12 protein-coding genes and 1 riboswitch are annotated in these 12,174 nt (G+C 66.5%); of the genes, 9 read left to right on the forward strand and 3 right to left on the reverse strand.

The window, feature by feature from the left end; translation table 11 throughout:
- Nucleotides 1–20 precede the first annotated feature (20 nt).
- Both ACEN9G_RS10100 and ACEN9G_RS10105 read right to left on the reverse strand, forming a co-directional pair.
- Complete coding sequence (locus ACEN9G_RS10100; RefSeq protein ID WP_413337899.1) at nt 21–1,139, reverse strand: GGDEF domain-containing protein; 1,119 nt, start codon at nt 1,137–1,139, stop codon at nt 21–23.
- A gap of 95 nt (nt 1,140–1,234) precedes the next feature.
- Nucleotides 1,235–1,825 carry a prolyl oligopeptidase family serine peptidase gene (locus ACEN9G_RS10105; protein WP_413337901.1) on the reverse strand — a complete coding sequence of 197 codons (591 nt, stop codon included), beginning with the start codon at nt 1,823–1,825 and terminating at the stop codon, nt 1,235–1,237.
- Between the two features lie 154 nt (nt 1,826–1,979).
- Here ACEN9G_RS10105 and ACEN9G_RS10110 point away from each other — a divergent pair, with 154 nt between their 5' ends.
- The 8 genes from ACEN9G_RS10110 to ACEN9G_RS10145 are packed head-to-tail and all read left to right on the forward strand — an operon-like array spanning nt 1,980 to nt 9,102.
- Nucleotides 1,980–2,729 carry a GntR family transcriptional regulator gene (locus tag ACEN9G_RS10110; RefSeq protein WP_413337903.1) on the forward strand — a complete coding sequence of 250 codons (750 nt, stop codon included), beginning with the start codon at nt 1,980–1,982 and terminating at the stop codon, nt 2,727–2,729.
- A 22-nt stretch (nt 2,730–2,751) separates the two neighbouring features.
- A complete protein-coding gene (locus tag ACEN9G_RS10115; protein WP_413337905.1) occupies nt 2,752–4,494 on the forward strand; it encodes a fumarate reductase/succinate dehydrogenase flavoprotein subunit in 1,743 nt (580 codons plus the stop codon).
- 13 nt (nt 4,495–4,507) lie between these two features.
- Nucleotides 4,508–4,741: a 4Fe-4S dicluster domain-containing protein gene (locus ACEN9G_RS10120; protein WP_036238885.1), complete on the forward strand. Its 234-nt coding sequence runs from the start codon at nt 4,508–4,510 to the stop codon at nt 4,739–4,741.
- Nucleotides 4,742–4,762: 21 nt separating this feature from the next.
- Entirely contained in the window at nt 4,763–6,157 is a 1,395-nt protein-coding gene (locus ACEN9G_RS10125) for an ABC transporter substrate-binding protein (RefSeq protein WP_413337908.1), read from the forward strand.
- Nucleotides 6,158–6,159: 2 nt separating this feature from the next.
- Nucleotides 6,160–6,981 carry an ABC transporter permease gene (locus ACEN9G_RS10130; RefSeq protein WP_413337910.1) on the forward strand — a complete coding sequence of 274 codons (822 nt, stop codon included), beginning with the start codon at nt 6,160–6,162 and terminating at the stop codon, nt 6,979–6,981.
- The gene (locus ACEN9G_RS10135) at nt 6,978–7,820 is read left to right on the forward strand and encodes an ABC transporter ATP-binding protein (RefSeq protein ID WP_413337911.1); all 843 of its coding nucleotides are present in this window, start codon (nt 6,978–6,980) and stop codon (nt 7,818–7,820) included. The genes ACEN9G_RS10130 and ACEN9G_RS10135 overlap by 4 nt, the downstream gene beginning before the upstream one ends.
- A 23-nt stretch (nt 7,821–7,843) precedes the next feature.
- Nucleotides 7,844–8,821, forward strand: a complete 978-nt coding sequence (locus ACEN9G_RS10140; RefSeq protein WP_413337913.1) for a HEAT repeat domain-containing protein — start codon at nt 7,844–7,846, stop codon at nt 8,819–8,821.
- Nucleotides 8,818–9,102 carry a DUF971 domain-containing protein gene (locus ACEN9G_RS10145; protein ID WP_483126618.1) on the forward strand — a complete coding sequence of 95 codons (285 nt, stop codon included), beginning with the start codon at nt 8,818–8,820 and terminating at the stop codon, nt 9,100–9,102. The genes ACEN9G_RS10140 and ACEN9G_RS10145 overlap by 4 nt, the downstream gene beginning before the upstream one ends.
- Here the strand turns inward: ACEN9G_RS10145 and ACEN9G_RS10150 are convergent.
- Nucleotides 9,099–9,944 (reverse strand): MOSC domain-containing protein, encoded by an 846-nt coding sequence (locus ACEN9G_RS10150; RefSeq protein WP_483126619.1) that lies wholly within the window; start codon nt 9,942–9,944, stop codon nt 9,099–9,101. The genes ACEN9G_RS10145 and ACEN9G_RS10150 overlap by 4 nt on opposite strands.
- A gap of 135 nt (nt 9,945–10,079) precedes the next feature.
- Nucleotides 10,080–10,183: riboswitch (TPP riboswitch) on the forward strand.
- Nucleotides 10,184–10,260: 77 nt separating this feature from the next.
- Between ACEN9G_RS10150 and thiC the strand changes: the two genes are divergently transcribed.
- Nucleotides 10,261–12,174 carry a phosphomethylpyrimidine synthase ThiC gene (gene thiC / locus ACEN9G_RS10155; RefSeq protein WP_413343946.1) on the forward strand — a complete coding sequence of 638 codons (1,914 nt, stop codon included), beginning with the start codon at nt 10,261–10,263 and terminating at the stop codon, nt 12,172–12,174.

The following is a 12,174-nucleotide window of genomic DNA, read 5'->3' on the forward strand; positions in this document are numbered from 1 at the left end:
GTTGGGTGGGCTCCCCGAGCCTACGTTGATGCGACGACGCGGTTCCGGCCGCCCTCTTTCGCCTGATACAAGGCCTGGTCGGCCTGGGCGACGAGCTGCTGCGCCACGCCTTCGATCGCGTGGTCCCGCTCGAAATCGTCGAGGGTCGCCACGCCGATCGACACCGACACCGCCAGCGTCTGCCCTTCCGGCATCACGAACGGCTTCTCCGCCACGCTGGCGCGGATGCGCTGGGCGACCATGCTGGCGCTGCCCAGGTCCGCGTCGATCAGCAGCACGACGAATTCCTCGCCGCCGAAGCGGCCCAGCGCATCCGTCATGCGCAGTTCGGCCTTGATGCGCGCCGCGACTTCGCGCAGCACGTCGTCGCCGGCCAGGTGGCCGTACGTGTCGTTGACCTGCTTGAAATAATCGATGTCGATGTACATGCACGACAGCCGGTACGCCTGGCGCCGCGCGCGCGAAATCTCTTCGACGAGGCGGCGGTCCATGTAGCGGCGGTTGTAGACGCCCGTCAGCGCGTCGGTCAGGCCGATGTACTTCAGCATTTCGTTGCTGATCACGTTCTCCAGGCAGATCGCGATGATCGACCCCATGTGCTCGACGAAGTCCGTCCCCAGCAGCGGCGTGAAGCGGCCCGGGTCGCGGCTGCCCAGGTTCAGGCTGCCGATCAATCGTTTATTGCGCAGCAGCGGCACCAGCGCCACGCTGGCGATGCCCGCGGGCGGATGGGGAAAGGCGTGGCGTTGCGTGGCCGCGTCGAACGGTATCAGCCGTGGTTTCGGCGTGCGGCCGGCGGTCAGGTCATACCCGAGACCATCGACATTGTCGTGGAACAGCAGGTTGGGAAACGCCTCGAAATCCACGCCCAGCTTGTCCATGACGGTGTAGATGTCGGCGTCCGTGTCGACGAGCGACAGGGTGACGGCATCGAGGTCGGACACCACGGGCAGGAGGCGGAAGATCGTGCCGACCAGTTCCTGGAAAGTGCTCGCGCCGACGATTTCCAGGTCGAACGCCTGGTGCCGCATCATGATGGCGTGATTGCCCTCGGCCTGGTCCATCAAACTGGCCAACTGGCGGCGCAAGGCCTCGTTCTCGGCGATGAGTTCGCGCACACTGGCGCCGCGCTCGTGCATGTGTGGTTCCCCTTCAGCAAGAACCCTAATTTACGCGAACTTACGCGGCTTGAAAACGAAAATGATGAGGTAAGGCTAACAATATTGCCAAGATGTCATCTCAATGTTGCGCGTACCGCGTCCCAGGCCCGGTCCAGCAGCGGCGGCGCCAGCAGGTGGACGGCGCGGGGCACGACGTCCAGCCGCACGTCCGCCCCGAGCGCGGCGAGGCGTTCGAACATGCGTTCGCTGTGCTGCACGGGCACCGTCCCGTCCCGGCGGCCGTGCACGAGCGTGACGGCCGTACGCCGCTCCCAGACGTCCGGCAGCGGCGCGCAGCGTCCCGCGACGGCGACGACGTGGCGCGCGAGATAGCGGTCCCGGCACGCGGCCAGCGCCATGATCGCGCCCTGCGAAAAACCCGCCAGCACCGTGTCATCCGCGCCCACGCCATGCGCGCGCTGTAACGCCTCGATGGCCGCGACGAATGCCGGCAGCGCGGCACGGATGCGGCCCGGACGATTCTCTTCCGTGATGCCGGCCACCGACATCCATTGAAAACCGGCGCCGCCGCGGTCGCAGGGACAGGCGGCCGGCGGTACGACCACGCGCGCGTGAGGATCATGGATGGTAATCAGGTCGGCCAGCGGCGCCATGTCGGCGGGCGTCTGGCCGGCGCCATGAAGCAGGATGATCAGGGAATGCATCCGCGCAGTCTAGCGCATCCGCCGCATATCGATATACGCCCACCGACTCAGGCGTTTTCCAAATTAACAAGCGCGAAACCATTCGTTCCCCGGGGCCCCGCTCGTCGATACCATCCTGCCAATCATGACTTGTCATGACAGGACATACCAGACCATGACCCACGCCATCCTTCGCGCCATCGAACCATCCGCCGTCCCGCTGTATTCGCAAGTCCGTGAACGGCTGCGCGAGCGCATCGTCGACGGCACCTATGCCCCGCAGGCCCGGCTGCCGTCCGAAAGCGAGATCGGCACCCTCTTCAAAGTGAGCCGCATTACCGTGCGCCAGGCGCTGGGCGACCTGCAGAAGGAAGGCGTGATCGTGAAGGTGCCAGGCAAGGGCACGTTCGTCGCGGCGACCCGCCCGAGCCAGGAACTGGCGCGGCTGGAAGGCTTCGGCGAAGCGATGTCGCGCAAGGGCCACCGGATCGTCAACCGCGTCGTGAAGCATGCGCTGGTCGAGGCAACGCCCCTGGTGGCGGCGCGGCTGCGCGTGGCGCCGGGCGCGCCGGTGACGGAGATCCACCGCGTGCGCTGGCTCGATTGCGAGCCGGTGTCGTTCGAGATCACGTACCTGCCCCCCGCGATCGGCGAGCGCCTGCGCGGCGAGAACCTCGCTGAACGCGACATCTTCCTGATCCTGGAAACCGACTACGGCATCACGCTCGGCCACGCCGACATCCAGATCGGCGCGGTCAATGCAGATCACGCGTTGTCCGAGGCGCTGCGCGTGGAACCGGGTGCCGCGTTGCTGCGCATCGAGCGCCTGACGTGGACGGCGGACGGCATGCCGCTCGACTTCGAATACCTGTACGTCCGCGGCGAAGCCTTCCAGTACGCCCTGCGCCTGCCGCGCCATCCCTGACATTCATTTAACTGGAACCGATATGGAAACGCATATTCAAACCGTCGACGTGCTCGTGATCGGCGGCGGCACGGCCGGCCCGATGGCCGCCGTCAAAGCCAAGGAAGCGAACCCGCAGCTGCGCGTGCTGCTGCTGGAAAAGGCCAACGTCAAGCGCAGCGGCGCAATCTCGATGGGCATGGACGGCCTGAACAACGCCGTCGTGCCCGGCTTCGCGACGCCCGAACAGTACGTCAAGGAGATCACGATCGCCAACGACGGCATCGTCAACCAGGCCACCGTGATGGCGTACGCGCAGAACAGCTACGCGATGATCGAGGAGCTGGACAGCTGGGGCGTGAAGTTCGAGAAGGACGAGACGGGCGACTACGCGATGCGCAAGGTCCACCACATGGGCACCTACGTCCTGCCGATGCCCGAGGGGCACGACATCAAGAAGGTGCTGTACCGCCGCCTGAAACGGGCACGCGTAGCGATCACCAACCGCCTCGTCGCCACGCGGTTGCTGACCGCCGAAGACGGCTCAGGTGCCAGCAAAATCGCGGGCGCGATGGCCTTCGATTGCCGCACGGGCGACTTCCACGTGATCCGCGCGAAGTCCGTCGTGCTGGCGACGGGCGCCGCCGGACGTCTCGGGCTGCCCGCCTCGGGCTATTTGTTCGGTACCTACGAAAATGCGACCAATGCGGGCGACGGCTACAGCATGGCGTACCACGCGGGCGCCGAGCTGTCCGGCATCGAATGCTTCCAGATCAACCCGCTGATCAAGGATTACAACGGCCCCGCCTGCGCGTACGTGACCGGCCCGTTCGGCGGCCACACGACCAATGCGAAAGGTGAACGCTTCATCGAATGCGATTACTGGAGCGGCCAGATGATGCAGGAGTTCTACGACGAACTCCAGGGCGGCAACGGCCCCGTGTTCCTCAAGATGAACCACCTGGCCGAGGAAACCATCCAGACCATCGAGACGATCCTGCACACGAACGAGCGTCCGAGCCGCGGGCGCTTCCACGAAGGGCGCGGCACGGACTACCGCGAGCAGATGGTCGAGATGCACATCTCGGAGATCGGCCTGTGCAGCGGCCACTCCGCGTCCGGCGTGTGGGTCGACGAGCATGCGCGCACGACGGTGCCGGGCCTGCACGCGGCCGGCGACCTCGCCTGCGTGCCCCATAACTACATGCTGGGCGCGTTCGTCTACGGCCGCCTGGCTGGCGAAAGCGCGGCCGCGTACTGCGCGGCGCACGAACTGCCCGCCGTCGACGAGGCCCAGGTCGAGCGCGAGCGCGCCCGCGTGTGGGCGCCGCTGACGCGCGAGGACGGGTTGCCGCCGAACCAGGTCGAGTACAAGCTGCGCCGCATGGTCAACGACTACCTGCAGCCGCCGAAGGTCACGCGCAAGATGGAGATCGGCCTGCAGCGCTTCGAGATGATCCGTGCCGACCTCGATCGCCTGCAGGCGAGGAATCCGCACGAGTTGATGCGCGCGATGGAAATCCACGCGATCCGCGACTGCGCCGAGATGGCCGCGCGCGCGTCGCTGTACCGCACGGAGAGCCGCTGGGGCCTGTACCACAACCGCGTCGACTACCCGCAGCGCAACGATGCCGACTGGTTCGTGCACGTGCAGCTGAAGAAGCAGGACGGCGAAATGACCTGTTTCAAGCGCCCGGTCGCCCCATACATCGTTCCGCTCGACGACAACGAGAAGGACGCCTACCGCCGCCTGCGCGTGCACAAGACCGAAGCCCTCGCGGCCTGACCAGGAGAACCTCATGCCGACCACCATCAACATCACCAGCGTCCCCGTCACCGTCGACGAAGACAAATGCATCGCACACAAGGGCTGCACCGTGTGCGTGGACGTGTGCCCCCTCGACGTGCTGGCCATCGACATGGTCAAGGGCAAGGCGTACATGAAGTTCGACGAATGCTGGTACTGCATGCCGTGCGAGAAGGATTGCCCCACGGGTGCCGTGCACGTCGACATCCCCTATCTGCTGCGCTGAACATACTACGGAGAACAATCAATGAAATTCCTTGCCCTGTCCCTGCTGCTCGCCTTCGGTTCCGCCAACGCGGCCGAGACCATCCGCGTCGCCATCGGCACGCAGGACACGACCATCAACTGCGCCACCGGCGGCCTGCTGATCCGCGAGCTGCACCTGCTCGAAAAATACCTGCCGCACGACGGCAAGTACAAGGACGTCAAGTACGACATCGAGTGGAAGAATTTCACGTCGGGCGCGCCGCTGACGAACGAGATGGTGGCCGGCAAGCTGGACCTGGGCTCGATGGCCGACTTCCCCGGCTCCTTCAACGGCGCCGCGCATGCCAAGGCGGGCAAGAAGAGCATCTTCATCACCGTCCTGTCGGGCAGCACGCTCGGTTCCGGCAACGGCATCGTCGTGCCGAAGAACTCGCCCGTGCAATCGCTGGCGGAACTGAAGGGCAAGACGATCTCCGTGCCGTTCGCCTCCACCGCCCACGGCATGCTGCTGCGCGCCGTGAAGGCGCAAGGCTGGGATCCGGAGAAGGACGTGAACATCACGACGCAGGCGCCGGAAGTCGCCGGCTCGGCCCTGCAGAGCAACAAGGTCGACGCGCACGCCGACTTCGTCCCGTTCGCGGAGTTATTCCCGCACCGCGGCTTCGCCCGCAAGATCTACGACGGCTCGCAAGCCCAGGCGCCGACGATGCACGGCAGCCTCGTCGACGCGGCGTATGCGAAGAAATACCCGGAAGTCGTCGTCGCCTACCTGCGTGCCGCCATCGAGGCGGACCGCCTGATCGCGGCCGAGCCGGAAAAATACAGTGAGCTGATCGCGAAAGTCACCGGCATCGAAGCGGAAGTGAACTATCTATTCCACGGCCCCGTGGGCCTGCAGACGCGCGACTTCACGTGGAAGCCGGAGTATCGGCAAGCCGTGAAAACGTCGATCGAGACCCTGCGCCTCCTGAAGCGGACCGATTCCGACATCGACGTGAACAGCTTCATCGACGATACCTTCATTCGCACTGCCTTCAGGCAGGCCGGCCTGGACTACGACAAGCAGTTGAAGAACTACGAGAAGCTGCCGCTGAAGGCCAAGGACGCGGTGACGGGCAAACCGATCACGGACTTCCGCCACCTCACGCAGATCTGGGTGCAAGGCGAGCCGCTCGTACGCCACTACGCGAACGCAACGACCGCGATCGCCGAGCTGCGCAAGCTGGAACAGGCGGGCAAGAAGGCGCGCACCGTGTATGCCCACGACCAGGGCTCGGGCCTGAAGCTGCTGGCCCGCGACGCGTGGTTCGTCGTCGCGGCCGACGGCAGGGACGTCAGCGCTTACCTGCTGAAGGCGGATGCGCAGACGCAGGCCGCCAAGGTGAAGGGCAAGGTCGTCGATTTCGATACGCTCAAAGCGGGCAAGCCGATCTGACCATGGACGCCACCGCCACCCGCCCCATCGACCCGGCCCTGCTGCGCCGCGCGGGCCGCCTGCTGCTGCGCACGCTGTCGCTCGTCGCCTGCGTGGCGGCCTGGCACTGGGCCTCTTCGCACCACCTCGACCTCGGCCTGGTTTCTTTCCAGAACGTGCCGTCGCCGAAGGACGTGCTGGACGCCGCCACGACCTTGATCGAATCGCCCAAGCTGGCGCTGCACCTGAAGGCCAGCGTGTGGCGCGTGTTCGCCGGTTTCGTGGCGGCGGGCATCGTCGGCATCGGGCTCGGTCTTTTCATCGGCCGTTCGCGGCTGCTGGAAGACGTGCTGCTGCCGCCGCTGGAAATGTTGCGCCCGATCCCGGCCGTCGCCTGGATCCCGCTGGCGATCCTGATGTTCCCGTCGTCGGAACTGTCGATGGTGTTCATCACGTTCATCGGTGCGCTGTTCCCGATCCTGCTGAACACGGTCCACGGCGTGGAAGGCGCCGACCCGCGTCTCGTCGCCTCGTCGCGCAGCCTCGGCGCCGGCCGCTGGACCATCTTCTCGGAAGTGATCCTGCCGGCCGCGGCGCCGAACATCGTCACGGGCCTGTCGATCGGCATGGGCACCGCGTGGTTCTGCCTCGTGACGGCGGAGATGATCTCCGGCCAGTTCGGCATCGGCTACTACACGTGGGCCGCGTACACGATCCAAAACTATCCGGACATCGTCGTCGGCATGCTGTTCATCGGCGTCATCGGCATGGGCAGCAGCGCGCTCGTGAAAAAGATCGGCGACCTTGCGATGCCCTGGTACCACATGCAAAGGAAAAAGCGATGAACCAGACGACCAACTTCGAACGCGCGCAGCTGGCGCAGGGCGGCGCCATCGAGATCGACAAGCTGGGCATCCGCCTCGGCGAGGGAGCGCAGGCGTTCGACGCCGTGCAGGACGTATCGCTGTCCATCGCGCCGGGCGAATTCGTCTGCGTGCTGGGTCCGTCCGGCTGCGGCAAGTCGACCCTGCTCGGCGCGCTGGCCGGCCACTGGACGCCGAGCCGCGGCAGCATCCACGTCGACGGCGCGCCCGTCGCGGGACCGCATCCGGACCGCGGCCTCGTCTTCCAGCAGCACACGCTGTTCCCGTGGAAGAAGGTGCTGGACAACGTCGCCTTCGGCCTCAAGATGCAGGGCGTGGGCCGGCGCGAGCGGCGCGAACGGGCGCGCGAGCTGCTCGGCCTCGTGGGCCTAGCCGGCTTCGAGGACCGCTATCCGATCCAGCTGTCGGGCGGCATGCAGCAGCGCGTGGAGATCGCGCGCGTGTTGATCAACCATCCGCGCGTGATGCTGATGGACGAGCCGTTCGGCGCGCTGGACGCGCAGACGCGCCTGAAGATGCAGGAACTGCTGCTGGACGTGTGGGCGCGCGTGAACACGACCATCATCTTCATCACGCACGACATCGACGAGGCGCTGTTCCTCGCCGACCGCATCCTCGTGATGAGCCCACGGCCGGGCCGCATCATCGACGAGATCCGCCTCGACTTCGAACGCCCGCGCCATCCGGACGTCATGACGTCGAACCACTTCACGCGCCTGAAGCGCCACTGCCTGGACCTGCTGCACCCGCAGGCCAGCATCACGCCGCTCGCGCGCCTGAGCCCCCTGGGCCCTCTCTGAACTCTGCCATGCAAGGACACACCGTGACTTCCGATTTTTACGACGACCCCGAACTCGCCGAACCGCATTTTTCTCTCCTTGAGCGCCTGCAGGATAAAGATGCCACGGTGCGCCGCATCGCCCTGATGGACCTGGCCGACCTGGACGGCGACGCCCACGTGCCGCTACTGCTCGCCGCGCTCGGCGACGATGCCGCCGTCGTGCGTACGGAAGCGGCGCGGGCGCTGGAAGCCTTCGAATCGCCGGCGACCGTGCGCGGCCTCGCACGCCTGCTGTCGGACGAAGATGCCGACGTGCGCGCCGCCGCGGCCCAGGGCCTCTCCGAACTGAAGCTGCAGGAATCTGCACAGGAACTGCTGCCGTTCATCGGCGCGATTGAGCCCTTCGTGCGTGCGGCCGCGCTGCGCGGCGTGCGCGAACTGCGCGTGCCGGACAGTTTTGCGCCCGCGCTGGCGGCCCTGGACGATGCCGACCCGCTCGTGCGCCGCGAAGCCCTGACCGTGCTGGGTTACCTGAAACGCCGCGATGCGGTCGACGCGCTGACGCGGCTGGCGATCCAGGATCCGGTGCCGGAAGTCCGCCGCGCCGCGGCCGGCGCGCTGGGTTTCGCGGAAGAGATGCCCGCCGTGCTGGTTGCCCTGCTGGCGGCCTTGTCCGACCAGGCGTGGCAGGTGCGCGAGGAAGCGGCGACGACACTCGGCAAGCTGCGCCTGCGCGACGCGGCGCCGGCCCTCATCGCCGCGCTGGACGACGCCTACTGGCAGGTGCGCCTGCGCGCCGCCCGCAGCCTTGGCCGCCTGCGCAATGTGGATGCCCTGCCCGGCTTGACCGCGGCGCTCACGCACACGATCGGCAATCTGCGCAAGGAAGCGGCGCTGGCGCTGGGCGAGATCGGTTCGCCGGCCGCCCTGCCCGCGCTGCGCGCGGCGGAAAACGACCCGGATCCGGAAGTGCGCAAGTCCGTGCGCCTCGCGCTGCAGCAGATCGGGGCGCAAGCATGACGGCGCTGCCGGAGACCATCGAGAACCACGCCGCGCAGGGCGTGCTGGCGCTGCACTGGCCGGACGGCCGCAGCGCGCGCGTGACGCACGCGCGGCTGCGCGCGGCGTGTCCGTGCTCGGCATGCCGCGCGCAGCGGCGGGCCGGGGTCGAGGTGCCGGAAGACGCCGCCGTGCGCGTGGCCGCCATCGAGCCGGTGGGTGCCTATGCGCTGAACCTGACGTTCAGCGATGGGCACCGGCGGGGTATTTATCCGTTCGAGATGCTGGCGACGTTCGATTAAAACGCGATCTCGGTGGTCAATTCCTGCCCGAGATGCAGCTCGCTGCCGGCCCCCGCCGTCACGATGCAGTTCATGCCCAGGCACACGGCGCCTTCCATGCGCGGATTGGCGCGGTAGGTCCGCAGGATGTCCAGCGGGTCCGGGCCGGGAATGCCCGTCGCCTGGTCGATGGACGGGATCGGGCAGCGCGCGCACGGCTTCACGGGACGGATCTCCACGTCGCCGATCGTTAGCGTCGCGAGAAAATCCTCTTCGCAGGCATCGATGCCGTCGACGACGAGATTCGGGCGGAAGCGGTCCATCTGCAGCGCCGTGCGGCCGGCCGCGACGAGGCGGGCGTTGAGGTCGTCCAGCGACGCCTGGCCGATCAGCAGCAGCGGATAACCGTCCGCGAAACGCGTCTGCGCTTCCACGCCGTTCGTCCACTTGGTGCTCGTCGGGCGCACGACGTCGCGGTGGAAACGCACGAGCCGGCACGGGGTTGCCAGCGCATTCGAAAACCAGTCCGCCGCCGCGTCGCCGCAATCGGCGGCGTCCACCGTGTCGTCCCAGATCTTCACCGTGCGCTTCGGCGCGGACGCGTCCCAGGCGAGCGGCAACACCAGCGGATCCATGCCGGGCGCATGGACGCGCAGCCTGTCGCCATCCGGCAGCGGCCGGAGCAGCGCCATGCGTGGATGCTCGCGCTGCGTGAGAAACTGGCCGTCTTCCGTCACCAGCATCCATTCGCGGTCGTGCACGCCCAGTGCGAACAGGCCGGATTCGAGCACGGTGGCGGACCGGACGGCGATACCGGCGCAGGATTTGATCGGGTACAGCAGCAGATGGGTTAGCAGGGCCATGGATCGGTTCGTTCTGATGGGATCTGAAGAGTCAGGCCGATAGTATGCACCAATCCACACCCGCGGTTCCTGTTTGCCAAGCGCATAAAACCCGCGTACACTCCGTCCCGTCGTTTCGTGGACTGCACGAAACGACGCCAATGCTAGGGGTCCTGCGCCGTCATCAACGGCGTGGGTGAGAAATACCCTCTGAACCTGATCTGGATAATGCCAGCGAAGGGAAGCTCGAAAAGTCTGCGTGCACGTCGTTCGCACTACGCATCTTCGTACTCCTCAAGCTGGATCGCCGATCTTCAGTGACCAACAAGGAGTGCACTTGAACGCCGATCCGAAATTCCTCTCCGCCAGCGCCACCGTCGACGCCGCCGCCGTCGCGCCGCTGCCCAATTCCCGCAAGGTCTACGTGACGGGCAGCCGCCTGGACATCCGCGTGCCGATGCGCGAGATCACCCAGTCAGACACGCCCGCATCGTTCGGCCATGAACCGAATCCGCCCGTGTGGGTCTACGACACGTCCGGCCCGTACACCGATCCCGACGCCGCCATCGACATCCGCTCCGGCCTGGCCCCGCTGCGCGCCGACTGGATCCGCGAGCGCGGCGACACCGAAGAACTGGCCGGCCCGTCGTCGCACTACGGCGTCGAACGCCTGAACGACCCGAAGCTGGCCGAGCTGCGTTTCAACCTGCAGCGCAAGCCGCGCCGCGCCGTCCCCGGCCGCAACGTCACGCAGATGCACTATGCCCGCCAGGGGATCGTCACGCCCGAGATGGAATACGTGGCCATCCGCGAAAACCTGCGCCGCCAGGAATACCTCGCCGCGCTGGAAGCCGCCGGCCCCACGGGCAAGCGCATGGCGCAGATGATCGGCCGCCAGCATCCGGGCCAGTCGTTCGGCGCCAGCATTCCTCGTGAAATCACCCCGGAATTCGTGCGCGACGAGATCGCCAAAGGCCGCGCGATCCTGCCGAACAACATCAACCACCCGGAATCGGAGCCGATGATCATCGGCCGCAACTTCCTCGTGAAGATCAACGCGAACATCGGCAACTCGGCCGTGACGTCGTCGATCGGCGAGGAAGTCGAGAAGATGACGTGGGCCACGCGCTGGGGCGGCGACACCGTGATGGACCTGTCGACCGGCAAGCATATCCACGAAACGCGCGAATGGATCATCCGCAACAGCCCCGTCCCCATCGGCACGGTGCCGCTGTACCAGGCGCTGGAAAAGGTGCACGGCAAGGCCGAGGACCTGACGTGGGAAATCTACCGCGACACGCTGATCGAGCAGGCGGAGCAAGGCGTCGACTACTTCACCATCCACGCCGGCGTGCGTCTCGCCTACGTGCCGATGACCGCGAACCGCCTGACGGGCATCGTCTCGCGCGGCGGCTCGATCATGGCCAAGTGGTGCCTCGCCCACCACAAGGAATCGTTCCTGTACACGCATTTCGAAGAGATCTGCGAGATCATGAAGGCGTACGACGTCGCGTTCAGCCTGGGCGACGGCCTGCGTCCCGGCTCGATCTACGACGCCAACGACGAAGCCCAGCTGTCCGAACTGAAGACGCTCGGCGAGCTGACGCAGGTCGCGTGGAAGCACGACGTGCAGGTGATGATCGAGGGTCCGGGCCACGTGCCGCTGCAGCTCATCAAGGAAAACATGGACCTGCAGCTGGAGCAGTGCCACGAGGCGCCGTTCTACACGCTCGGCCCCCTGACGACCGACATCGCGCCGGGCTACGACCACATCACGTCCGGCATCGGCGCCGCCAACATCGGCTGGTACGGCACCGCGATGCTGTGCTACGTGACGCCGAAGGAGCACCTGGGCCTGCCCGACAAGGACGACGTCAAGGACGGCATCATCACGTACAAGATCGCGGCGCATGCGGCCGACCTGGCCAAGGGCCATCCGGGCGCGCAGATCCGCGACAACGCGCTGTCGAAAGCCCGTTTCGAATTCCGCTGGGAAGACCAGTTCAACCTGGGCCTCGATCCGGACAAGGCGCGTTCCTTCCACGACGAGACCCTGCCGAAGGATTCCGCCAAGGTGGCGCACTTCTGCTCGATGTGCGGTCCGCACTTCTGCTCGATGAAGATCACGCAGGAAGTGCGCGACTACGCGGCCGGCCAGGGCATCGCCGCGAACGCCGCGCTGGAACAGGGCATGCAGGTGAAGGCCGTCGAGTTCATGAAGCGCGGCGCCGAGCTGTATCACAAGGAATAA

The organism is Massilia sp. Masssp94 (genome assembly GCF_059491305.1).